Origin of the sequence: Photobacterium sp. NCIMB 13483, from assembly GCF_003025475.1 — a bacterium.
GTDB classification, from domain to species: Bacteria; Pseudomonadota; Gammaproteobacteria; order Enterobacterales; family Vibrionaceae; genus Photobacterium; species Photobacterium piscicola.
This window is the reverse complement of the sequence record NZ_PYLV01000003.1, coordinates 61,128-84,097: the sequence shown is the minus strand read 5'-3', so window position 1 is coordinate 84,097 and position 22,970 is coordinate 61,128. Positions and strand designations below refer to the sequence as shown.

The 22,970-nt window shown below is 38.5% G+C and carries 21 protein-coding genes and 1 pseudogene; 8 read left to right on the top strand and 14 right to left on the bottom strand.

Features of this window, described 5'->3' with window-relative positions; translation table 11 throughout:
• Nucleotides 1–138: 138 nt before the first annotated feature.
• Nucleotides 139–1,014, bottom strand: a complete 876-nt coding sequence (locus tag C9I86_RS04055; protein ID WP_107275718.1) for a LysR family transcriptional regulator — start codon at nucleotides 1,012–1,014, stop codon at nucleotides 139–141.
• 160 nt (nucleotides 1,015–1,174) lie between these two features.
• On the opposite strand from C9I86_RS04055, the gene C9I86_RS04050 reads away from it, so the two are divergent.
• Nucleotides 1,175–2,377: an MFS transporter gene (locus tag C9I86_RS04050; protein WP_107275717.1), complete on the top strand. Its 1,203-nt coding sequence runs from the start codon at nucleotides 1,175–1,177 to the stop codon at nucleotides 2,375–2,377.
• Between the two features lie 6 nt (nucleotides 2,378–2,383).
• Here the strand turns inward: C9I86_RS04050 and C9I86_RS04045 are convergent, their stop codons facing one another.
• The 4 genes from C9I86_RS04045 to glpA form a co-directional block, all read right to left on the bottom strand.
• Entirely contained in the window at nucleotides 2,384–2,800 is a 417-nt protein-coding gene (locus C9I86_RS04045) for a hypothetical protein (protein ID WP_080159160.1), read from the bottom strand.
• 138 nt (nucleotides 2,801–2,938) lie between these two features.
• The gene (gene glpC, locus C9I86_RS04040; protein WP_107275716.1) at nucleotides 2,939–4,147 is read right to left on the bottom strand and encodes an anaerobic glycerol-3-phosphate dehydrogenase subunit GlpC; all 1,209 of its coding nucleotides are present in this window, start codon (nucleotides 4,145–4,147) and stop codon (nucleotides 2,939–2,941) included.
• Nucleotides 4,147–5,490: a glycerol-3-phosphate dehydrogenase subunit GlpB gene (glpB, locus tag C9I86_RS04035; protein ID WP_107275715.1), complete on the bottom strand. Its 1,344-nt coding sequence runs from the start codon at nucleotides 5,488–5,490 to the stop codon at nucleotides 4,147–4,149. The genes glpC and glpB overlap by 1 nt, the downstream gene beginning before the upstream one ends.
• Nucleotides 5,490–7,172, bottom strand: a complete 1,683-nt coding sequence (gene glpA, locus C9I86_RS04030; RefSeq protein ID WP_107275714.1) for an anaerobic glycerol-3-phosphate dehydrogenase subunit A — start codon at nucleotides 7,170–7,172, stop codon at nucleotides 5,490–5,492. The genes glpB and glpA overlap by 1 nt, the downstream gene beginning before the upstream one ends.
• Nucleotides 7,173–7,472: 300 nt before the next feature.
• Here glpA and C9I86_RS04025 point away from each other — a divergent pair, with 300 nt between their 5' ends.
• Nucleotides 7,473–8,141, top strand: a complete 669-nt coding sequence (locus C9I86_RS04025) for a hypothetical protein (RefSeq protein WP_107275713.1) — start codon at nucleotides 7,473–7,475, stop codon at nucleotides 8,139–8,141.
• A gap of 152 nt (nucleotides 8,142–8,293) precedes the next feature.
• Nucleotides 8,294–8,482 (top strand): DUF4250 domain-containing protein, encoded by a 189-nt coding sequence (locus C9I86_RS04020; RefSeq protein ID WP_080159165.1) that lies wholly within the window; start codon nucleotides 8,294–8,296, stop codon nucleotides 8,480–8,482.
• 24 nt (nucleotides 8,483–8,506) lie between these two features.
• Here C9I86_RS04020 and C9I86_RS04015 read toward each other — a convergent pair whose 3' ends face one another.
• Nucleotides 8,507–9,418 carry a LysR substrate-binding domain-containing protein gene (locus C9I86_RS04015; protein WP_107275712.1) on the bottom strand — a complete coding sequence of 304 codons (912 nt, stop codon included), beginning with the start codon at nucleotides 9,416–9,418 and terminating at the stop codon, nucleotides 8,507–8,509.
• Between the two features lie 278 nt (nucleotides 9,419–9,696).
• Between C9I86_RS04015 and metE the strand changes: the two genes are divergently transcribed.
• Nucleotides 9,697–12,018, top strand: a complete 2,322-nt coding sequence (gene metE / locus C9I86_RS04010) for a 5-methyltetrahydropteroyltriglutamate--homocysteine S-methyltransferase (RefSeq protein ID WP_080159167.1) — start codon at nucleotides 9,697–9,699, stop codon at nucleotides 12,016–12,018.
• Nucleotides 12,019–12,096: 78 nt separating this feature from the next.
• Here the strand turns inward: metE and C9I86_RS04005 are convergent, their stop codons facing one another.
• The 8 genes from C9I86_RS04005 to C9I86_RS03970 all read right to left on the bottom strand — a co-directional run bounded on the left by C9I86_RS04005 (nucleotide 12,097) and on the right by C9I86_RS03970 (nucleotide 19,298).
• Nucleotides 12,097–12,549 (bottom strand): META domain-containing protein, encoded by a 453-nt coding sequence (locus C9I86_RS04005; protein WP_080159168.1) that lies wholly within the window; start codon nucleotides 12,547–12,549, stop codon nucleotides 12,097–12,099.
• Between the two features lie 337 nt (nucleotides 12,550–12,886).
• On the bottom strand, nucleotides 12,887–14,542 hold the full coding sequence (locus tag C9I86_RS04000; RefSeq protein ID WP_107275711.1) for a mechanosensitive ion channel domain-containing protein: 1,656 nt from the start codon (nucleotides 14,540–14,542) through the stop codon (nucleotides 12,887–12,889).
• Nucleotides 14,543–14,739: 197 nt separating this feature from the next.
• Nucleotides 14,740–15,120 (bottom strand): hypothetical protein, encoded by a 381-nt coding sequence (locus C9I86_RS03995; protein WP_080159170.1) that lies wholly within the window; start codon nucleotides 15,118–15,120, stop codon nucleotides 14,740–14,742.
• 140 nt (nucleotides 15,121–15,260) lie between these two features.
• Nucleotides 15,261–15,605 carry a DUF1971 domain-containing protein gene (locus tag C9I86_RS03990; RefSeq protein WP_107275710.1) on the bottom strand — a complete coding sequence of 115 codons (345 nt, stop codon included), beginning with the start codon at nucleotides 15,603–15,605 and terminating at the stop codon, nucleotides 15,261–15,263.
• Nucleotides 15,606–15,804: 199 nt separating this feature from the next.
• Nucleotides 15,805–16,554: a phosphate ABC transporter ATP-binding protein PstB gene (gene pstB / locus C9I86_RS03985; RefSeq protein WP_107275709.1), complete on the bottom strand. Its 750-nt coding sequence runs from the start codon at nucleotides 16,552–16,554 to the stop codon at nucleotides 15,805–15,807.
• Nucleotides 16,555–16,571: 17 nt separating this feature from the next.
• Nucleotides 16,572–17,471 carry a phosphate ABC transporter permease PstA gene (pstA, locus tag C9I86_RS03980; RefSeq protein WP_080159173.1) on the bottom strand — a complete coding sequence of 300 codons (900 nt, stop codon included), beginning with the start codon at nucleotides 17,469–17,471 and terminating at the stop codon, nucleotides 16,572–16,574.
• A 6-nt stretch (nucleotides 17,472–17,477) separates the two neighbouring features.
• Nucleotides 17,478–18,389: a phosphate ABC transporter permease subunit PstC gene (gene pstC / locus C9I86_RS03975; protein WP_107275708.1), complete on the bottom strand. Its 912-nt coding sequence runs from the start codon at nucleotides 18,387–18,389 to the stop codon at nucleotides 17,478–17,480.
• A gap of 87 nt (nucleotides 18,390–18,476) precedes the next feature.
• The gene (locus C9I86_RS03970; RefSeq protein WP_080159175.1) at nucleotides 18,477–19,298 is read right to left on the bottom strand and encodes a phosphate ABC transporter substrate-binding protein; all 822 of its coding nucleotides are present in this window, start codon (nucleotides 19,296–19,298) and stop codon (nucleotides 18,477–18,479) included.
• 306 nt (nucleotides 19,299–19,604) lie between these two features.
• Between C9I86_RS03970 and C9I86_RS03965 the strand changes: the two genes are divergently transcribed.
• From C9I86_RS03965 to C9I86_RS03950, 4 genes and pseudogenes are all read left to right on the top strand, one after another.
• Complete coding sequence (locus C9I86_RS03965) at nucleotides 19,605–20,519, top strand: LysR family transcriptional regulator (RefSeq protein ID WP_107275707.1); 915 nt, start codon at nucleotides 19,605–19,607, stop codon at nucleotides 20,517–20,519.
• Between the two features lie 257 nt (nucleotides 20,520–20,776).
• Nucleotides 20,777–22,006, top strand: a complete 1,230-nt coding sequence (locus C9I86_RS03960) for a NupC/NupG family nucleoside CNT transporter (protein WP_369924974.1) — start codon at nucleotides 20,777–20,779, stop codon at nucleotides 22,004–22,006.
• Between the two features lie 94 nt (nucleotides 22,007–22,100).
• Nucleotides 22,101–22,376, top strand: coding sequence for a hypothetical protein (locus C9I86_RS03955; RefSeq protein ID WP_080159178.1), 276 nt, complete (start codon nucleotides 22,101–22,103; stop codon nucleotides 22,374–22,376).
• An 18-nt stretch (nucleotides 22,377–22,394) separates the two neighbouring features.
• Nucleotides 22,395–22,780: pseudogene (locus C9I86_RS03950) on the top strand (DUF805 domain-containing protein).
• Nucleotides 22,781–22,970: the final 190 nt, after the last annotated feature.

Genomic DNA, 22,970 nt, shown 5'->3' with positions numbered 1-22,970 from the left:
AGCAATCAATATATGATCTCATCCATATTTTTATTGGTAATGTTAATTTTTTGGTTTTATTTTTAAGGTTGAATTGACGGATAACTGTTTTTTATCTGTTAAATTTAGCAAGGTAGAATGCGGTTTTACATTAATTGGCTATTGTTGGCATTGTTGTTTTACGTATTCAATGAAAGCTTTATTGGCCAGTGATAAATAGCCTTGTTTACGCCATGCCATTGCAAGGTCTAGTTGGATCGGATCTGAAAAAGGGATGGGGATCAGATGTGGCTCATGATCGGTGACTAATTCAAGCAGTGCTGTAATGGCAAAATCATGACGAACAATTTGTAAAATCATTGGTAATAGATTAGTTTCAAATGAAATTTTAGGCGTTAAGTTATGTTGTTCACAGACATGATCTAACATTTCACGATGGAAATAACCTGACTTAAATGCAACTAACTCTTGTCCAAAAAAATCATCAAAACTTAGGCTTTTTTTTGTAGAAAAGTCGTGTTGTTCACTGACTACAGCGACCATCTGTGAACGTAAAAGATGTTCGATATGTAACGTCGAGGGAACGTTATGATTAATAATAACGCCTAAATCTAGTTCACCATCAATAAGCATTTGCCGAATAGATTGCGTTCCCGCTTCGACAATGGTCAATTTTAAATTAGGATAGTGGCTTTTAAACCCCATTAATATCTGAGGGAAAAAATACGATCCCAACATGCTAGGTACACCTAGTCTTACTTCTCCTTTTTCTAAGCCGCGCAACTCTTTCATTGCGAGTGTCGCATCATCTATTTTTTGTAGAATTTGTTTCGCATGTACCAGTAATACTTCACCTTCTTGAGTCAGTGTGACTTTACGCTCATTTCGATAAAATAATGTTAGATCTAATTGTTGCTCTAATTTTTTTATAGCAACGCTTAGAGCAGGCTGCGCAATATGTAATTGTTCAGCGGCACGAGTAAAGTTTTTAGTCGCCGCTAATTGCGTAAAATAAGTCAGTAAACGAGTATCCATAGCTATAGTCTTTAGTTATTACCGTGATATTAATTATATATTTTCTTTATTATGCTGCTGTTGTTATCGTTTTGTCACGTTATGTTTAGTCTTATCAAATGCAACATTGTGCGCTTAATAATGTGCACACTAAACATGGATCTTTTTTAGTGGTGAAATCATGATAGAAACAAATACATTAGCTTATAAGAAAACCAGTTTTGCATTGGCATTAGGCTCTTTTATCGTTTTTTGTAATTTGTATTTGTTCCAGCCGTTGTTGCCATTAATGGCGACGGAATTTGCAGTGTCTGCTACTCAGATTAATTGGGTATTGGCGGCAACAACATTAATGTTAGCGGTATGTCTTATTCCGTGGGCAATTGCATCAGAAATTGTTGGACGACGCATTATTATGGTGATCAGTTTATTGCTGATGCCCATCGTTGGTATTGCAATGATGTTTACTCATGATTTGTTTGCACTGACCTTAGCTCGTGCGGTAATGGGAATATCAGTCGCTGGTTATGTTGCTGTTGCTGTTGCTTATATGGCAGAAGAATTTAGTCCTAAAGCATTAATGCTCGCGGTTGGTGGTTATATCAGCGCTAATTCATTAGGTGGAATAGCAGGACGATTATATGGCGGTATTATAGGGGAACAATTAGGTTGGCATTGGGCTGTGTTGGGTATGGCTGTAATGAGTCTCATTGGGGCGCTTATTGTGATTAAATTACTACCGCCACAACAACACTTTATTCATCATCATCACCGTCTTAGTATTCATGCTTATCAAGTGGTTGCGCATATTAAACAACCGATATTATGGTTAGCAATGTTGATTGGTGGGGTTAATTTTGCTTTATTTGTTAACCTTTATTCAGTGACAGGATTTAGATTGGTTGCTGCACCGTTTAATTTACCTTTAAGTTGGGCGTCATTAATCTTCCTTTGTTACCTCACTGGTACCATAACATCGCGTTTGAGTGGGCGTTGGGCGAGTAAATATAGCCCATTATCAGGCATGATTTTAGGGGGTGTTTTAAGTTTAGTTGGAATGTGGCTAGGGTTAGTTGAATCGCGTATTACAATATTTATTAGCTTATTATTGTTAAGCTCTGGCGCATTTTTTACTCATTCATTAGCGTATGCTTGGGTAAGTCAGCATGCTAAAGTTGCGAAGGCAACCGCCACTGCGTTGTATTTAGTCCACTATTACATTGGTGGCAGTTTAGGCGGTTTCTTCTTGATATATTGTTGGCTACATGGTGGTTGGGATACCGTTGTTATTGGTGGCACATTGTTATATATGCTGATGTTTGTTTGTTGTGGACTATTAATTAAAGCGAAACAGCAGTCTGTTTTAGAATTGCAGCCGAATTAATAACGATCAATCAATACTGATAATCAATTTATAATGGCTGCTTTCGCCTCGACGAGCAAAGGCACGGTATTGACCAATACGAACACTGTATTTACCGCTATAAGGTAATACATAATCACCTTTATCATTTAGATCTGCTGAAAATGGAGTTAAATCGGCAAGTCTCTCAAGTTTTTCGTCTAAGAGCACGACCCATAATTTTGTGCTTTTAGTATCAAGAGTAACGTTTAAATGCTGGCCTTTTTGGGCATAAAAAACATAGTTATTGACATCATAGCCCGCTGTTGTTGCGACATATTCACCGCTGGTGGCCCCTGTTTTAAAGTGGATCGTTTCATGGCTATCTGCAGCAATGGCCATAAACGAGCAACTACTTAAAATGAGGGTGACAAAGAGCAAACCTAATTGTTTGATGTATAACATAATATGACTTCTTATATCTTTGATGAACCGATCTCGTGTTAGCTATTGCACGAGTTAAAAGAACGCAGTATTTAATCGGGGGGAAATACTGCGTATATGATGAGTATTATCAAAAATAGAAGATTGGTAAAGTCATGTTTAATCAGCGAGTGCCATTGCGAGTAAACTGATTGGGTGGATCGTGGTTAAATTTGCATTTTCTTCAATTTGCCATTTGCAGGTTTCACAATCAGTTATCGCATAATCAGCGTTAGCACTGCGTATTTTTTGGAATAAATCTTCACCAATTCTCATTGAAGTATCGTAGTTTTCAGTTTTAAAACCATAAGTACCCGCTAGGCCACAGCATTGACTGTCTAAAACTTCAAGCTCTAGCCCTGGAATCATTTTAAGTAGTTCAATGGTATATAAACTACCGCCAGTACGTTCAAGGTGACAAGGTGTGTGATAAACCACTTTTTTATTAACGGGTTTTAGTTTAGGAGTCTTGCCGTTCATAAATGCTTTGAGTAAAAAACGGGTGACATATTCAATTCGATCGGCAACTTTTGCATTATCAATTTTTAATACATGCGGATATTCTTCACGTAAAGTAAAGGCACAGGTTGAAGAGGTTGAAACAATGGTTGAATTATATTTTTCAATAACCGCTTCAAAACTTTGCGTGTTAAGTAATGCATTTTTCTTTGCTTTATCAAAGAAGCCATTGGCAATTAATGGTACGCCGCAGCATTTTTCTTTATCCAATAACTGTACCCCAATATTCATTGCATTCATGACTTTTACAAAATCTTGGCCTAACAGTGGATTATTATAATTGACATAACAACCGTGAAAGTAATGTACTTGTTGTGGATAGTGGGTTTGATTCGAACAGTGCTTTTTATACCATTGGCGGAATGTGCCATGAGAATACTTAGGTAATGTTTTATGATCATGAACGCCGATGGTTTTATGCATGATCTTTTTAACGGGTTTCATGCTTGTAATCGCATTAACAATAGGCGCAAAAGGGGTTGCCACAGAACCCATTAAATCAGTATGACTTAACACGAAATCTCGAATTGTTTTAATATTGAGGTCATGTTTAGCGTGTTTACTACGTGCAACGACAATCATGTCACCGATCTTTACTCCTGAAGGGCAAGCGGTTTCACAGCGTTTACAGTTAGTGCAAAGCTTAAGCATATCATCATAAAACTCAGCACTTTTAATCCGTAATCGTTCACCATCTGGACCACATTGTTTAGGGCCGGGGTAATTAGGGTTTGCTTTAGCAACAGGGCAATAAACGGTACATACGGTGCATTTAATGCATTGGTCAAAACTGGTATCTTGCTTGAGCATTAGATATTGCCCTCTGCTAATGATGGAAAAATTGCTGTGGATGTGTGTTTGTCGTGTAACGCGATCATTGATTGTGCAGCATGAAACCCTGTGCTGATAGCAACACCACTGCCACTACCTTCAAAAACAGGGTTGTAATGGGCTAAAATAGCACCAGCACAATAAAGGTTAGTAATCACATTGCCATTAAGGCTTGGTTGTAATTGTTGATTCGTTTCAACACCCATTCCTAGAAATTGATGTGGTTGATCACTGAAAAATTGTGGTTGATACCAGTGCTGGTGGTTCGTTGATGCTAATGGCGCAGTGTCTAATCCAAAAATAGCTTCTTCAATATGATGACGTTCAGCGTGTAAACCTCGACTAAAGAAGCTACCACTGGCTAATAAATAATGATTAGCAATTAACGGCATATCACCATGATGACGCGTAAAAATACGTTGGAGTTGGTTATTTTCAAATTCGCCATGAGTGACTTCATCACCCGCCAGAATAAGTCCACCTAATGATTTATAATAACCTTTCATTGCATCTTCCAAACGTATACCCAGTAATGATGGCGGCATCGTTGGAATTTCACATAATGTGTAGCCTGTTAATTGTTCCAGTTTGCTAATAACTTTAAGACCAGTCCCATTACCAAACACGGCAGGAAGAACGACTAAATCAGCCTCACCAATAGTATTTTTCATGGCTAAGGCAAAACGTTGTATTTTATTGTCATCAGCTAAAACACGAGAAATATCAATTGAACGATATTCACACGGATTACGTTGCATTAATTCCGCTTCAGGCAATGCAATAGCGGCAGTGGTAATGTCCACGTTAGCAAAGTGGGGCAGTAGACGTAAATTATCGGCTGCTAATTGGGGTTGAAAATCACGGAAACCATCAATTGTAACTAATGCTAATTTACGTAATGATTTAGCGGGTTCAAACATCGGAAAAGGGTGCACCGTTGCTTGTGATAACCACGTTGCTTTAAATGTCCCCATTGGTGTAATGCGTAAATGGTTACAATCATCTGCTTGATGGTGCAGTTTAATACCAATATTTGCAATTGTTTGTTGATACCAATCAATTGCTTGACGAGTAACATCAAGTCCTAACTTACTGTAAGGATGCAGTGGTGATTGATGAGATAAAGTATCAAATTCATCAAAAGGGTAATGTGTTGTTGTGCCGTTAGGTAAACGGCTTAAGACATCAATTGAGCCTGAAGAAAAATGCAGTGCACTTTGACCAGCTGCAATAACGGCTGTTTTGAGTCCAGCTTGAGCACAACGAATAGCGCAGGTTAAGCCAGCAACACCACCACCAATAATTATATTATCAAATTTCATTATTTTTCCTCACAGCTTGGATTGATAGTGTTGGTAGATGTAGATGTAGATGTAGATGTAGATGTAGATGTAGATGCTGGTGGAATATCACTCACACCAAATAAACCCTCATAGATCCAATAAGAGAATTCACCTTCGCGCAGCGCATCACCCCAAAAAACAGGTTTAATACCTTTCCAGCGTTCTTCAAGAAAATCACTGAGAATATGGCTAGCGTGGTTGCCATCAGTATTACCATATTCAGCAAATAAACCTGCGGCACGGTAAGAACATAATTCACCTTGACAAGGCCCCATTCCAACACGGGTACGGCGGCGTAAATCGACTAAATTATGCACATCCAGTTGCTTGATGGCATACTCAACTTCACCACAGGTCACCATTTCACATTCACAAATAATGGCTTGGCTTTTTTTGCTGTCAGTTAAAAATTGCTCAGCACGTTCACCATGACGATAGTAAGCTGACTGATAAACAGGTTTAGCTAAACTAGCGGTATGCTTAATGGTTTTGGGTTGTTCAGAACCGGGTAATGGTTGTTGATGAGTGGTGCAAGGGGTGGTGTTACCCAGCTTTTTAGCGATAAGATCGGTTGTCCATTCAGCCATCATGCGGTAAGTCATTAACTTACCGCCCGTGATAGTAATAAAACCGTCCATGCTATCGCGTTCAGCATGATCTAATAGCACGATCCCGCGGCTGATATTACGCCCACTAGTATCGCCATCTACAGCAACTAATGGACGTACGCCAGCATAAGCTCGTAATACTCGAGTATTAGCCATTATAGGTGCTAGTTTGGCACCTTCTTTTAAGAGAATATCAATTTCTCTGCTAGTGACATGCAAATCATCAATATCTTTATAATCAATACGTTCAGATGTTGTACCAATTAATGAGATGGTATCACCAGGAACTAAAATATCGGCATCAGAAGGTTTACGGCAACGGTTGATCACTAAGTTGTTAATTCGATAATCTAAGATCAATAATGATCCTTTGGCTGGGAACATAGTGATATTAAGATCGCCATACTCACAGATTTGTTGTCCCCAGATCCCGGCGGCATTGATAACTTGTTGAGCTCTAATTTCAAAGTGGGTATTGGTTTTTAAATTTAAACATTTAACCCCTTTAACGACGCCATTGTGTTGAATAAGCGCGGTGACAAAAGTGTGATTAAAAAGTTGTGCACCGTGTTCGATCGCATCAAGCGCGTTGGAAGAAGCAAGGCGAAAAGGGTCAATTGTACCGTCGGGGACCTTTACTGCACCTATAAGCTGTGGATTACAATTAGGCTCTAATCGTAATGCCTGCTGTGGTGTTAATTGTTCAACGTCAATATCAGCACTTTGACAGGAACTGATAAATTGTTGTTGAAATTGCAGATCGTCATCGGGAAGGGAAATAAATAATCCCTGCGTATCTTCCACACAATGGCGGGCAATATTTTTAAGAATACGGTTTTCAATGATGCACTCTTTGGCTGATTCTGGATCAGTAACCGCATAGCGAGCACCAGAATGAAGTAAGCCATGATTACGGCCGGTTGTACCAGAGGCTAAATCGTCTTTTTCAATCAAGATACATTTGATACCGCGCAGGGCGCAGTCACGCATAATTCCTGTTCCTGTTGCGCCACCACCGATGATCACAACCTCTGTTTCTAACCAAGTCGTCATGTTCGTTTCGCTTATCGTTATTGAATATATTATTAGCGTTGATAACGCCCACTATTTTAATAGGGTTAATATGCCACTAAATTACATAACGTTTGGTGAGCCATCGCACACAAATGAGCGAACGAACATTTTATACGTTCCTTTTTGTTCGTTGAAGTGTCGTTTAGATAATATAAAGTCTTGGTTGGTATAAGTTACGAATCAATTCGTGGAGGTTAATTGTTAATAGAAAGCTCTCATTCGCATCTTGCTGTGACTTGAGTATAATTGTGCTCCTTTTATTTTTAATTGATGCTTATTATGATCGGCTATCTCGCATTTTTAATTCCAGCACTGCTTGGTGCGCAATGTATTCTTACGTTAGTACTCACTAAAGGGGAGATTTGCCCTGGCCAACGAGGTCGAGTGCATAAAATGCTGCCAGTACTGCTTATTGGTTGGTTATTGGCTGCCATTAGCCAAGTATGGGCAGTACTGCCTTTATTGAGTTTGTTATTCTTTACTGTCAAAGTGAAAACCAGTAAAACGCGAGATTCAGGACCGTTAAAGGTACTTTATGGATCTAATTTACTAGGTTTTATTAGTTGGATTTTTCTATTTCCTATAATGGATATGCCGGAAGTATTGCTAAGTTTAGTGGCGATGGCTTTATATGGTAGTTTACTTGCTCATGTTTTATTGACGTTCTCACGTACACGTTTACAGGCTTTTCACCGTATATTGCCATTTGTTGGTTTTATCAGTGCGATAGTGTCGGTATTACTCTTAGTTTGGAAAATTATCTTCATGGGTGAGGCAGCAACAGCCCCTTATACTGTTGAAATTGTTGTTGCATTATTGTGTTTAGTTGTAGCAATGCTGGTGTGGTCAGGACATATTTTATTACATAAAACTATCAATAAATGGCAGTTATTAGTGGCGGCTGCGCTACTTACATTTTCTGCGGTAATGCAATTAACGTTATTTTAATACTAAATATTTATCAGTGTTATGAGCCTTTATCTTGGTTGAGATAAGGGCTTTTTTTTATCTGTTATTGATGGAAAGGAGAAACAATAATAAGTCGTCTATGCTTAATAAAACAAAGGTTGGCTGTGATCATTAAGCAGTAAGGGGGAATAATGGAAATCAATAATTTACTTGGTATGGATACCCATATTGTGATTGGTATCGTTAATGAGCGTTTACGATTAGAGTGTCATTCAATGGCAGAATTAGCATCTCGTTATGAATTAAGTGAGACCGAGCTTTCTGAAAAACTGGCTCAACAAGGTTATCACTACGATCCGTTGAATAATCAGTTTAAGTAAATAGCGATGGCATTATACAAGGTGTTAAACCGTTTTAATGCCTTGTAAATGTTGCTGACATTGTTGTTTCGCCGTTGCAAAAAAAGCCTCTAAATAATGATGTTTTTGTTCTGAAGCTCGTACCCCTGCAAATAAACGCCGCCATAATCCCTTACCTAATGGTTTACTAACAATTAATCCTTGATGCACAAAATTATCAACCGCCCAATTCGGTAACGCTGCGACTCCCATTCCTGCTGATACCATCTGAATTAACATTAAACTATTATCTGCTTGTTTCCATGCTAATGGATCAATGCCTGCGGGTTGTAGAAAGTGTTTTACTATATCTAGTCGGTTACGCTGGATGGGATAACTGAGTAGGGTTTGATCTGCAAGATCAGTCGCCACAATATGTGATTTAAAAGCTAATGCTGATTGTGGCGCAACGATTAAACACATTTCAAAATCAAACAATGGCTCATAATGAATTTCATGACGAGGTTGAATATCGGATGTGATGACTAAATCTAATTCACCTTTTGCAAGGGCAGGGATTGGCTCAAAACTAAACCCTGATGAAAAATCAATATCCATATCTGGCCACAAGACTTGGTACTGTTTTAATGCTGGCATTAGCCATTGAAAACAAGAATGGCACTCAATTGCTATCTGTAATCGACCGGCTGTTTGGTGTCTACAGCTAACTAATTCTTGTTCTGCTGCTTGTATTGTAGGTAAAACGTTATCCGCTAAAGCCAATAGTACTTTTCCTTCTGCTGTAAAGCATACTGGGCGTGTTTTGCGTAAAAAAAGCGGATTACCTAAACGTTGTTCCAGATCTTTTAATTGATGAGAGAGCGCTGATTGCGTTAGGCATAAATTATTGGCTGTTGCGGTGAGAGAGCCCGTTGTTCTTAATACTGTTAATGTTTTTAGATGTTTAAGTTCAATCATGTTCCATCCTTGGATCTTTGTGACATAAATTGATTGTTTTTTAATCTACGCTGTTAATTTGAGATTGTAAACATCTAGACGTCTAAATGTCCACTTTAATGGTTGATTAGATGAATTACCAGTATTCAAATGTGAAATAAATTCATGATCATTATGAGATAAATTACCTTGTTGTCAGTGTTGTTGTCCGTCACTGTGTTAATCAATCGATGTCATCTTAGCCATTGTTTTTATATGGTTTTATGGTTGATAAAATATTGAATTATAGGGATGTAACAATGACAATAGCATTAAATGAAACGACCACAGCAGCAAAAACAGTTACTCATATACTTGGTTATCCACGGGTTGGAAGTCAACGTGAATTAAAGTTTGCTCAAGAGTGTTATTGGCGTGGTGAGAGTGATCAAGTACAACTGAAACAGGTTGGAAAAGACTTACGTCATCGTCATTGGAATGATCAAATTAAAGCCGGACTTGATTATGTTGCGGTTGGGGATTTTGCTTGGTATGACCATGTATTAGGAACCAGCATGTTGCTTGGACATATTCCAACACGTCATCAACAAGGTTTTCCTGATTTAGATACGTTGTTCAGTGTTGCACGTGGCAAAGCACCAACAGGATGCTCCTGTGCTGCCGCTGATATGACGAAATGGTTTAACACTAACTATCATTATATCGTGCCTGAATTTACAGCGGAAGATAGCTTTAATGTCAGTTGGCAACAGTTGTTTGAAGAAGTCGCTGAGGCAAAAAAAGCGGGTCATAATGTCAAACCCGTATTATTAGGCCCTGTGTCTTATTTATGGTTAGGAAAAGAAAAACAACAAGGGTTCGATCGCTTAACATTACTGCCACGATTGTTGACGGCCTATCAGCAAATATTGACTAAATTAGCGGCATTAGGTGTCGAGTGGGTGCAGATTGACGAACCAGCACTCACCCTTGAATTGCCGCATGAATGGGCGGCGAGTTTTAAACTAGCTTATCAAGTGTTACATGGTGGGCCTAAGTTATTATTGACCACGTATTTTGATGATATTAGTCACCAATTAGCTGTAATTTCGCAGCTCAGTGTTGATGGTTTACATATTGATTTATCAGCAGCACCTGCACAATTAACGGCTGTTTCTGAGGCCATCCCTGATCATTGGGTATTATCTGCTGGAGTGATCAATGGGCGTAATGTGTGGCGAGCTGATCTCGTTGAATGGCTAACGTGTTTACAACCAATTAAACAACAATTGGGAGCGAATTTATGGCTGGCAAGCTCTTGCTCGTTATTACATAGCCCGCTAGATGTCGATAGTGAAACAGATCTCGATGCCGATGTTCGTCAATGGCTCGCTTTTGCGAAACAAAAATGTGGTGAAATTACGTTATTAGCCCAAGCGCTTGATGGTGATCAGAATGCGATTGCTGAATGTGCAGCTTATAGCGCTAGTATAAAAGATCGTCTGAGCTGTGAGCGAGTGAATAATCTGCAAGTACAACAACGGACAGCGGCAATTACGCCTCAATGGGCTGAGCGTGATCTTCCTTATTCTGAACGGGCGATTCAACAGCAACACGCGTTACAGTTGCCATTATTACCGACTACGACCATTGGTTCATTTCCGCAAACAACGACGATTCGTAGTCAACGTAGTGATTTTAAAGCAGGGCGTCTCACTGAGTCTGATTATAATCAAGCGCTACAAGTACATATTCAAGAGGCAATTACTCGCCAGCATCGTTTGGGGCTTGATGTTCTCGTTCATGGTGAAGCCGAACGCAATGATATGGTGGAGTATTTTGCAGAGCAACTAGAGGGCTTTGTAGTGACGCAATATGGATGGGTGCAAAGCTATGGCTCGCGTTGTGTAAAACCTGCAATTATTGTGTCGGATATTTATCGCGCCCAGCCAATGACCGTTGAATGGATCCGTTATGCCCAATCATTAACGACTCAACTGGTGAAAGGTATGCTAACTGGTCCTGTAACGATATTAGGTTGGACGTTTGCGCGTGAAGATTTATCACGAGAAGCGATAGCAAATCAAATTGCTTTAGCGTTACGGGATGAAGTTACTGATTTGCAGGCCGCTGGAATTAAAATTATTCAAATTGATGAGCCAGCAATAAGAGAAGGGTTACCGCTAAAACAAAGTCAATGGCAAGAGTATCTCGATTGGGCAGTCAAGGCGTTTAAGATCTCAGCCGCAGGGGCTGCACCACAAACACAAATTCATACTCATATGTGTTATAGCGAGTTTAACCAGATTATTGCGTCTGTTGCAGCATTAGATGCTGATGTGATAACGATTGAAACATCACGATCAGATATGGACCTACTCAAGGCGTTTGAAGTGTTTGCTTACCCTAATGAAATCGGTCCTGGCGTGTATGATATTCATTCACCTAATATTCCAGACGTCGATACGATAACGGCATTAATTGATAAAGCCGCGACATTCATTCCGATTGAGCGTTTATGGATCAATCCTGATTGTGGTTTAAAAACGCGGAATTGGACGGAAACTGAAGCGGCCTTAACCAATATGGTGACTGCGGCACATATTCTGCGTGAAAAATATCACAAGGTTAATGCTGCATAATCTGTGAATAATAAAAAAGCCGTTTACACAGCTTTCTTTGTTATCGAAAGTGTGTAAACAGCTTTTATTGAGAGGCGATTATTTTGCTGTTGCTGCAGCCATGTCACGAGCAAATGTTAATGTATGCTTTGCGTTAGTCATCGTCATTGTGTCGCCTGAAATGCTAACTTTATTCCAATCAGAAAGTGATTGTGTGAATGTTTGTTCAACCTTCATTTCACTATCTGGGCATAACATCATTGTCATTCCCATTTTTTCAATGCGGAACTGACCATCTTTTACTTCAGCTTGACCAAAGTAACGGTTACAACCAGCATGACCATTAGCTGCAAGATCTGCTGCTAGTGTTAGAGTTGGTGCTTGAGCGGCTTCTGGTTGAGCAAGATCCTGATTATCAATCTGCACTAAAGACCAGTTGCCATTAGCAAGATCATTGCTAGTTACTGGTTGTGGTGTTTTGGTAATACCCGTTGTAGAACATGCAGCTAACATCATTGGGAGTACCAGTGCAGATAATAGACGCTTTTTCATTATAGTTATTCCTGAACAGTAATGTGTATGAGTGAGCAAAAGTACAGATATAAAAAAATCTGCTTAACCAAATAATGGACACTTATTTTTAACGCATGTTCGTTAACGTTCATGCTAATTGTGGGAATATTGAATAAAAATTTAGATTAGTTCAATACTTGCTCGTCGTGATTATACCTATTTTTTGACTTAATAACGCCGATTTATTTGTTACTAAAGGTATATTTGTGACTTGTTTAAAAAACAGATAAGTAAATAAAATATTTTTACGAGTTATTAGAAAAAGAAAAGGGCCAGTAAGTACGAGCCCTTCTATTTAATGATGTACTGCTAATGATTATGCAGTTTTTGATTCAATGGCTTTTTCAACCATGTGCAAATGTACATCTTGCTGTGGGAATGGAATTGAAATGCCTTCACGATCAAAGCGCATTTTCACTTCTCGTGTGATATCCCAATATACATCCCAGTAATCATCTGTTTTAACCCAAGGGCGCACAATAAAATCAACCGATGATGAATTTAATGTATGTAACTTAATGTTTGGTTCTGGGCTACGTAAAACAGAAGGATGAGATTCAACAATTTCTTGTAAAACACGTTCTGTTTTTTCAATATCATCGCTGTATCCAATCCCAAAAACCATATCAATACGACGTACTTTTTCATGAGTAACGTTCTTGATAATATCACCCCAAATTTTACTGTTTGGTACGATAATAATTTCGTTACTGAATGTTTTAATGGTGGTATTGACTAAGCTCATGTGGCTTACTTTACCTGTGATACTACCTGCTTCTACTAAATCACCGACATCAAATGGGCGGTAAATTAATAGCATCATACCTGAGGCAAAGTTAGACAATGTATCTTGTAGGGCAAAACCAATAATAATACCTGCCACACCAAAACCAGTTAGAATTGGTGCAAGGTTTAAACCTACTTGTGAAAGCGCAATCAAAATACCGATAGCAAATACAATTTTGCCCGACATTGAAATAAAGAACTCTTGCATAAGCATCGACATTTTTAAGTTCTTTGTCGATACCGCTCGTGTCACCATTTTACGGACAATATTTTTTAATGTTTTAAATGCGAAGATGATAAAAATAAAGATAAATACTTTAAAGATCATCTGTGGCAAGTTTTCAAATAACCATGAGCTAAAATCAGACGTCCATGCAGTAACGATTGACCACATAACTTTACTATTTAGTAAGTCATCGGTCACATTACCTGTTTGTTCAAACAATAATCGCTTATATTCAGCAGTATCAATACCCATATTGTCAGCAAGTTTAACTAAATCTGTTAAGTTTTTAGTATCACTATCAACTTGGCGTTGTGACAAAATTTGAGTAACTTGTAATGTCTTTAGTTCATCACCCGTTGCTGTCTTTATTTGGTTATCGTTTAATTCTAACGCTTGACTACCAAAAGTTAGTGAGGCCGACATAAAGTCTAGGCGATGTTCAATATTTTTCTTAAGTGCTTTAATCGAGTTAGGTTGTGGTTTACCTAAACGATCCATCCACTGATAGTTTTCCCACTCTTCATTAAGCACCAGAATGATAAAATCACGGCTTTCAGTGAGGGCTTTTAATGCAACTAATTTATCCGTATCTTTTGCTTTATCGAGATCTTTTTGATCGCGTTCAACTTTAGTTTGTAAAAATTTTTCAGCTTCGGCTGCAAACTTTATTTGTTGTTCTACTTGTTTTAGTAGTCGTTTTTTATCCGCTTGTTTATCGTCAATTAAATCAGTTAATGTTTGTCTTAATTCTTTGTTTTTATTAAGTAATTGTAAGCGAACCACATCAAGTGATGAACCTGTGGTTGATGTTGCTTCTTTTGCTAATATGCTTAATTCAGCATTAAGTTTTTGAAGCTGTTGATATTCCACATTTTCTTGTTGTGGAGTTTCAGGCTGTGGTTTTGTATTCGCAAAACTTAGCGTTGAAACAAAGAGAAGCATTAGTACCAGTAAGCGCATGTTGCGATAAACTCCTGCTGGTGATATTAAAAATATGGCGTTATCAATAACTGATAACAGGCTATTTATTGTCGTTAAACAAATATGAGCAGATTATAGCTAAATCGGCGCTTACGGCTATAGATATTCAATGTTATATCAAAAAAATGAGACTAAAATAGATGACCTCTAAATGACGATATAGATTTCGAGCTTGTTTATGGAAGATCTTGCTGACTTAAAAAATGGCATTGAGTGAAAGTCCACGTCCAATCTGGCATCCAAGATTCTTGTGTGAGGGCAATAATAATATTGTGTTGTGTATCAGCGGACATGACTTGTCGCAATAGCGGGTAGCTAGATCTATCGACCATAAGAATATTACAGTCACTATTAAGGATCTGTTTGAGCAATTGGTTAGGATCTGCTTCTTTTATTAATTGATATGTTTTAATGTTTAAATGACTAAACTGTTCAATAAATAAATTTTGCACTGGCGAATTATTGATCAATAACGCGACTGATTTTATTGGGATATTGGTTGATGTTAGTACGTTTATCCACGATGTTACTTGTTTTATGGGTAGCTTATAGCACATTCTTACACCTTATAATATACATCACTCTTGAGTGATTGGTCGGTATAGATAAGATTAGCTTATAATTTTTAAGGCACTGTCATTATAGGGTTAATTTCACATTGAAGTGATAACAATTGTAAGCCTGTGCTATTACATCATTATGCTTGAGTTGCACGTTCATTAAGATTATCACGTACAATCTGGCTGTTTTGTTGTGCGTAAAAGCGCACTTGGAACTGGGTATCTTCAGTTAAAAATTCCACTTTATGCAAATATTGTGGTGGACTAATCGCCATATCTCCGGCATTGACAACAATTTCTTGCTCAATATCGCCACGCTGATCTTTAAAACCATAAAATTTCAATTGGCCTTGTAAAACACAGATTTTGCCATAGACACCAGCACGGGTATTATGAAGGTGCAGAAACATTTTGGGGATATTTTCAGGGGTAAAAATAGGTGTAGATTTATAATTAACATAATCACTTGGAATAGTAGTCATGGGAATCTCCTTTGATTAACAGTAGTGATGCTATAAAACATAACTATAAAATACATCTTTAATATTAAGGTTGCAATGGCTTTATTATTGTTGTGACGATCACTTTTATACAATGCGTTTAGTTTTAAATAAAAAAAGCCCCTTCATAAAAAGAAGAGGCAAGTTGTACCATCGCTATTATTATCCGTTACATAGTGCTTTAACCAAAATCACCATTTACATAACCACGAGTACGGTCGTCTGCTGGGTTATTAAAGAGATTTTGTGTTTCATCATGTTCAACTAATTCACCCATTAAGAAAAATGCAGTACGATCTGATATACGACGTGCTTGCTGCATTGAGTGGGTAACAATCACAATTGTGAATTCTTTCTTAAGGGTTTCCATTAAATCTTCAATTTTTTTGGTTGCGATAGGATCAAGCGCTGATGTCGGTTCGTCCATTAATATTACTTCAGGCTTCATCGCAATAGTACGCGCAATACATAATCGCTGTTGTTGACCGCCAGAGAGGCCAAATGCATGTGACTTTAAGCGATCTTTTACTTCATCCCATAAGGCAGCACCACGCAATGATTGTTCAACGATGGTGTCTAAAGTTTTTTTATCTTTGATGCCTTGTGCGCGTAAACCATAAGCAACATTTTCATAAATACTCATCGGAAATGGATTGGGTTTTTGAAATACCATGCCGATTTTAATACGTAACTGAGCAACGTCGATATTGCCATAGACATTTTCATTATCAATAGTCAGTAAGCCTTTAATCGACACACCTTCAATTAAGTCGTTCATACGGTTGAGACAACGTAATAAGGTTGATTTTCCACAGCCAGAAGGCCCAATAAGTGCGGTAACTTGGCGATTAGGAATAGGTAAATTGATTTTTTTCAGTGCTTGGTTTTGACCATAGAAAAGATCAAGATTTTCAATATTAAATTTGTTCATGTTCATATCCTCAGAATTTAGTAAGTCGCAGTGTTAAAACGGCTAGCGATAAGCTTGGTAATCAGGTTGATAACAAGAACAACAATAATGAGTACGGTAGCGGTACCATAAGCTTGGTTCCATTCATGTACGGTGTAGAGCTCTTGCGTTAGCTTGTACAGGTGAACAGTAAGCGTACGTCCTGAGTCAAACACACTTTCAGGGATACGCGCTACCATGCCTGCTGTCATAAATACCGGTGCTGATTCACCAATAACACGACCGACGCTGAGGATAATAGCGGTTACAATTCCTGGCATTGCACTAGGAAGAATAAGTCGCCAAATAGTATAAATTTTAGAGGCACCCAAACCGTATGAGCCTTCACGGTAAGTTTGTGGTACAGCCATTAATGCTTCTTCAGTGGTACGAATAATCACTGGGAGAATTAAGATACTTAATGTTAATGCTCCTGATAAAATGGAATAACCAAATCCAAGAATAACCACAAAAAAGGTCATACCAAAAAGGCCATAAATAATAGAGGGAATACCGGCTAAAGATTCAGTACAAAAACGAATGACTTTAACTAAACGGCTCCCCACTTTGGCATATTCAGTAAGATAAATGGCTGTCATGATTCCTAATGGAGCCGCTACCGAAATAGAGGCAATGACCATATATAGTGTTGAAATGATCATCGGCCAAATACCGGATTCTTTACCTATAGTGGTGTAGTTAGAGCTAATGAAAGACCAATCAACATGAGCGAGGCCATTGCTAAGAATGTACCACATTACCCATAATAAAAAGCCAACAGTAATGCTTGCCGATAACCAGATGATGGCGAGCGACAGACGATCTTTTAGTTTTTGGGCTGCAGGATTAGCATTTTCTAATCGGCAGTGTTGAGATGATAATGAGTGATTATTAGTCATTAGAAATTACCTTGCTCGCTCACGGTTAAGATAAAGGAGGGCACCGTTTAGCGTCATAATAAATACCAGTAATACAATACCTGTTGCGTATAATGCGCTAGCGTGAATTCCTGTTGCGTAAGACATCTCAATGGCAATATTTGCTGTTAACGTTCGTGCAGATTCAAGTAACCCCTCAGGCATAGCAGGGGAATTACCCATTACCATAATAATGGCCATGGTTTCACCAAGTGCACGCGCTACGCCTAAAATAACACCTGTCATAATGCCAGAACGTGCTGCTGGGACGATCAGTTTAAAAATAGTAAACATTGATGAAGCCCCTAGTGCTAAAGAGCCTTCTTTATAAGCACGAGGTACTGCACGAATTGAGGTTTCAGAAATCGTAATCACAGTTGGAAGGATCATCACTGCAAGTACAATAATTCCCGCTAAGATGGTGTTACCCGCTGGCACGTTAAATATTTCTTGAATCAGCGGTACAATAATAACCAGTCCAAAAAAGCCATACACAACAGAGGGGATACCCGCTAAAAGCTCAATCATTGGGCGAATAAAGTTAGCGAGTGATCTTGGGGCGACTTCAGCAATAAAAATTGCGGTTAATACGCCAATAGGCACGCCAATCATCACTGCTCCAGCCGTTGAGACTAATGAAGCAACAATCATCGGTGCGATACCATAGAGAGCTGGAGGTAACCAATCCGTACCCAAGATAATGCCAGTAACGCCTGAATAGGCAAAAGCCGCATAGCCTTCACGGAAAATAAAATAGCCAATGGTTACGAGGGATAAAATACCGATAGCTGCGCTGAGCATAAATAGGTATTTAAAGAACAATTCTCGCCAGTCAATACGTTTCTTCGACTTTAGCAACGGTGTATCCTTGATCGATTTTTCAATATTTGCGATGGTCATAATCTACACTCCAGAAACAAGACCAATAATTGTCTATTTCTGAGAAGTCAAAAACGCTCAACTCAAATGTTGAGCGTTAAAAAAAAATTAGTTAACTGAGATAAAGCCTTTATCTGCAACAATCTTTTGTGCTGCTGGCGATTGTGTCCATGTAAGGAATTGTAATGCTTCAGCTGATGGACGACCTTCTTTATAAACCACAATGAATGGGCGTTGAACGCTATAATCACCGGCTTTAATTGAAGCTACAGAGGGTTTATGGCCATCAATAGTGAGTGCTTTGACTGTGTTATCAACTGAACCTAGTGAAATGTAACCGATAGCAAAAGGATTATTCGCAACCGTTGTTTTTAGCTGACCATTGCCACTTGCCACTTGTGCTTTTTGTGAAATGGCAGAGACTTTGATTCCGTTAATTTTTTTCTTTAGTGACATAATGTCTTCAAATGCACCACGGGTACCTGATGCTGTATCGCGAGTTGCGACAACGATAGGTTTATCTTCACCACCCACTTGTTTCCAGTTAGTGACATTGCCTTTGTAGATCTCAGTGATTTGTTCTTTGGTTAGATCGGTGACCGAGTTACTGTTATTCACCACCACGGCAATACCGTCTCGTGCAATAACAACTTCTTTAAGTTGTGGTGATTCTTCTGATTTTTTCAAGCTACGTGATGACATGCCAAGATCTGCCGAGCCATCGTGAGCAACACGAATACCCGCTGATGATCCTGGTCCTTGAACTTCTACCGTAACATCGTTAGATTTTGCATAAGTCTCACCCAAAACTTCCATGAGGGGAGAAACAGAGCTAGAACCTACAACAGAGATAGTCTCGCCAGCAAACACTGCAGAACTCGTTATAAGTGAACTTGCAACAACAACTGCGCCGATAATCTTTGTTTTCATTTTCCTAATCCTTTCTTGTTGGGCAAAATGCCAATAGGTTTGAATGAACATGACAAAGAGTAGGAAAGTTATGTGACAGTAATGTTTCAGAAGTTTGAACACTCGATGAATGTTGTAATAAAATACGATGAGGTATGTAGCGATGTTCGCTGTTATTACGTGTTATTTTCTATGTATAACAAGTAGGAATTAATATTCAGTTAATAAAGGGCTGACATATACTATCAATGACAACAGAATTACGGATTAAATGAATCTTCCCGTATAGGTGTTATTAGATTTTTTATTTAAAGATAAAGGTTGTAGATGTTAAAAAAAGCACAGCAAATGATTGTTTTTAATGCACTTACTAAACAACAAAGCTTTACTAAAGCAGCACAGTTACTTGATATATCTCGCACTCAAGTGAGTAAACTTATCCAGCAACTAGAACAACGACTTGGAGTACAATTAGTACAACGAACAACGCGCTCTTTTGCATTAACAGAGGCGGGACGTTTGTTTGCTAAGCATTGTGAAAAAGTAGTAGAAGAAATAAATGAAGCTGAAAGTGAATTATTAGGAAATGAAGACAATTCCCAAGGTTTATTACGCGTAGGTATTGCGCAGTCTTTCGCATCTAACCACGTAGCACCCTATATTAATGAGTTCCATGAACAACATCCATTATTAAACTTAGAGTTGAGTTTATTTGATCATCGTGTTGATTTAATTGCAGAGCAGCTCGATCTTTGGATTGGGTTTATGGATTCTCCACCAGAAGGGTTTGTGGCGCGGCATTTGAGTAATTGTGACTTTGTATTGGTGGCAAGTCCTGAATATTTAGCGACTCACGGTGTGCCTTATCACCCTAGTGACTTAATTGAGCATAATTGCATTATTTATTTTAGTCGTGAGCGTAAAGATAATGTCTGGAGCTTTAGTCAACAAAATGATAATCAGGATATTAAAGTGACGGGGAATTACCGTGTTGACTCTGCTGATGCGATTCGTGATGCAACGATTGCCGGTAATGGTATTGGTTATTTAGCCACCTATCTATTAACGGATGAGATTCGAACAGGTAAGTTAATTCGATTAATGCCTGATTGGCAACTTACACAACATATGCCGTTGTATGCAGTTTATCCAAGACATAAATTTTTACCTAACAAGGTAAATCTTTTCATTGAATTTATTCGACGCCATATCGATGTGGGTAATATTTTGTGTAAATGGTAATGATGTAAAAAACAGCGATCAAACGCAAACGGTTGGCTAAAAGTAAGATGATGAGGTTTGAAATTGTCACCATTAGGGGTAATAGTATCCCTCACAGGAACTAATCTAATGATTTTCGTTTGCTTAGCTTAAAAAAAAGGCAAATTAATGGAATTTTGTTAAATTACTGTTGTTTGTTATAACAATTTGATCCTTGTCACAGTTTTTTTTATGAATACACTCTCTCCGCAATCGTTTACTACACCAAACATTGGGGAATGACTTTGCATTATCTTATTGGCATGCTCGGTATTATTACTATTTTTATCGTTGGTTTTTTGTTTTCAGAAAATCGTTCAGCAGTTAATTGGCGCAGTGTCTTAGGGGCTTTTTGTATCCAAGTCGTTTTTGCTGCCTTTATTTTGTATGTGCCTGTCGGCCGTGTGGTGTTAAATAGTGTTTCTGGCGCAGTATCTGGTGTGATTGATTACGGTCATGAAGGTACATCATTCTTATTTGGTCAGTTGGCTCAATTTAAACTGGGCTTTATTTTTGCGGTTAATGTCTTACCTTCTATTGTCTTCTTTTCGGCATTAATTTCCGTATTATATTACGTTGGCATCATGAAATGGGTGATTCGTGGTATTGGTGGTTTGTTACAACGCTTACTAGGTACTACTCGTACTGAGTCAATGTCTGCGACGGCGAATATTTTTGTCGGTTCTGTAGAGGCTCCATTGGTTGTACGTCCATTCCTTGCGCGAATGACACGTTCTGAATTATTTGCAGTAATGGTAGGTGGATTAGCCTCTGTTGCTGGTGGCACCATGGTCGGTTACGCTGGGTTAGGGGTGCAATTAAAGTATCTTATTGCAGCAAGCTTCATGTCAGCTCCCGCAGGATTGATGATGGCAAAACTGATCGTGCCACAAACTGAAGGTGTACACAGCATGGAAGAAGAAGATGACGGTGAAGAAGATGAACCCGTTAACTTAGTCGATGCAGCTTCTCGTGGTGCTTTGAGTGGTTTACAGATTGCAATGGCTGTGGGTGCAAGTTTATTGGCTGTTATCAGCTTAATTGCCATGGTGAATGGTGGTCTTGGTCATATTGGTCATTGGGTTGGTATTGATGATCTAAGTTTAAATCTGATTTTTGGTTACCTGTTTGCACCTGTTGCTTGGTTAATTGGGGTACCTTGGTCAGAAGCGACAACGGCAGCTAGCCTTATTGGTACTAAAATTGCTGTTAATGAGTTTATTGCCTTTGCTGAGCTAATGAAACCGGAAACGATTGCTAAACTGAGTGAGCATTCTCAAGCGATAGTTACTTTTGCATTATGTGGGTTTGCTAACTTAACCTCTATTGCGATGTTAATGGGTGGGTTAGGCGGCATCGTACCGAAACGTCGCCCTGAAATCGCTCGTTTAGGTATGAAGGCTATTTTTGCCGCAACCTTAGCAAATTTAATGAGTGCAACGTTAGCAGGTTTATTTCTTCCTCTTTAAGAGTAATATATTCACGCTAAGCAATTAAAATAAACAGAGAGCCTAGCTCTCTGTTTTTGCATCTAATAAAAGCACCAATAATGGGAGAAGATCAATGAAATCGGAAAGCGATAAGCTCATTGCTAAGCATGAACAATTAATTCATAGTGATGGTTTAACCGTGTCTTCTCATACTCAACGGGATGATGGTGAATGGATACAGCATTCGTTGATGATAGACGGTTATAATGTGCCTTTTAAATTTAAGCGTAAGTCAAAATATAAAACGCTGACTGGTGCAAAAGTCAATATGACTTATTACGCTGACATCATTGTTGTTGCTGGCTTAGAATTTGAAATAATGAAAGTTGTTCGCATTAAGCGTTATTAATATTAACAAGGAAAAAGAATGAATTGGTATTTTTTAGTTCTTAGTAAATATGCTCAATTTCAAGGGCGTTCCCGCAGAAAAGAATTTTGGTTTTTTACCTTAATTAACGCATTGATAAGTATGGCATGCAGTCTCGTTGATACAACATTACAGCTACCAACCTTGATGGAAGGCTATGGGGTGTTAGCCGCGTTATATGCAGTTTTTGCCTTTATTCCGACAGTAGCTGTTACTGTTCGTCGTTTGCATGATCAAGATCGTACCGCTGGTGGGCGTTAATTATGTTAATCCCAATTGTTGGTATTTTGGTTCTGCTTTATTTTATGGTGCAAAACAGTGCCGAAGGCAGTAACCGTTTTGGTAGTAATCCAAAACAGAATGATAATTCAACACTAAGCGTCTAAATTCGTTGATATCTTAATTAAATGAACATGACCCAGTCTTCGGATTGGGTTTTTTTGTTGAATAGAAACAGAAATAGAATCATTCATTCCATTCCTGAACAATGTGCTTTAGTATGATGCTATTAGCTGACCACACTGTTTTGACCGAAACAGCGATTATATTCTGACCGAATATGGCTAATAAACTGAG

Excerpts from the sequence above, each read along its gene's own strand:
- C9I86_RS03960 (WP_369924974.1), top strand. The coding sequence starts at position 20,777 with ATGACTTTGCATTATCTTATTGGCATGCTCGGTATTATTACTATTTTT.
- C9I86_RS04005 (WP_080159168.1), bottom strand. The coding sequence starts at position 12,549 with ATGAAAAAGCGTCTATTATCTGCACTGGTACTCCCAATGATGTTAGCT.
- C9I86_RS04025 (WP_107275713.1), top strand. The coding sequence starts at position 7,473 with ATGATCGGCTATCTCGCATTTTTAATTCCAGCACTGCTTGGTGCGCAA.
- C9I86_RS04055 (WP_107275718.1), bottom strand. The coding sequence starts at position 1,014 with ATGGATACTCGTTTACTGACTTATTTTACGCAATTAGCGGCGACTAAA.
- glpC (WP_107275716.1), bottom strand. The coding sequence starts at position 4,147 with ATGCTCAAGCAAGATACCAGTTTTGACCAATGCATTAAATGCACCGTA.
- C9I86_RS03955 (WP_080159178.1), top strand. The coding sequence starts at position 22,101 with ATGAAATCGGAAAGCGATAAGCTCATTGCTAAGCATGAACAATTAATT.
- C9I86_RS04015 (WP_107275712.1), bottom strand. The coding sequence starts at position 9,418 with ATGATTGAACTTAAACATCTAAAAACATTAACAGTATTAAGAACAACG.
- pstB (WP_107275709.1), bottom strand. The coding sequence starts at position 16,554 with ATGAACAAATTTAATATTGAAAATCTTGATCTTTTCTATGGTCAAAAC.
- pstA (WP_080159173.1), bottom strand. The coding sequence starts at position 17,471 with ATGACTAATAATCACTCATTATCATCTCAACACTGCCGATTAGAAAAT.
- metE (WP_080159167.1), top strand. The coding sequence starts at position 9,697 with ATGACAATAGCATTAAATGAAACGACCACAGCAGCAAAAACAGTTACT.
- C9I86_RS04000 (WP_107275711.1), bottom strand. The coding sequence starts at position 14,542 with ATGCGCTTACTGGTACTAATGCTTCTCTTTGTTTCAACGCTAAGTTTT.
- C9I86_RS04020 (WP_080159165.1), top strand. The coding sequence starts at position 8,294 with ATGGAAATCAATAATTTACTTGGTATGGATACCCATATTGTGATTGGT.
- pstC (WP_107275708.1), bottom strand. The coding sequence starts at position 18,389 with ATGACCATCGCAAATATTGAAAAATCGATCAAGGATACACCGTTGCTA.
- C9I86_RS03990 (WP_107275710.1), bottom strand. The coding sequence starts at position 15,605 with ATGACTACTATTCCAAGTGATTATGTTAATTATAAATCTACACCTATT.
- C9I86_RS03995 (WP_080159170.1), bottom strand. The coding sequence starts at position 15,120 with ATGTGCTATAAGCTACCCATAAAACAAGTAACATCGTGGATAAACGTA.
- glpA (WP_107275714.1), bottom strand. The coding sequence starts at position 7,172 with ATGACGACTTGGTTAGAAACAGAGGTTGTGATCATCGGTGGTGGCGCA.
- C9I86_RS03965 (WP_107275707.1), top strand. The coding sequence starts at position 19,605 with ATGTTAAAAAAAGCACAGCAAATGATTGTTTTTAATGCACTTACTAAA.
- C9I86_RS04050 (WP_107275717.1), top strand. The coding sequence starts at position 1,175 with ATGATAGAAACAAATACATTAGCTTATAAGAAAACCAGTTTTGCATTG.
- C9I86_RS03970 (WP_080159175.1), bottom strand. The coding sequence starts at position 19,298 with ATGAAAACAAAGATTATCGGCGCAGTTGTTGTTGCAAGTTCACTTATA.
- C9I86_RS04045 (WP_080159160.1), bottom strand. The coding sequence starts at position 2,800 with ATGTTATACATCAAACAATTAGGTTTGCTCTTTGTCACCCTCATTTTA.
- glpB (WP_107275715.1), bottom strand. The coding sequence starts at position 5,490 with ATGAAATTTGATAATATAATTATTGGTGGTGGTGTTGCTGGCTTAACC.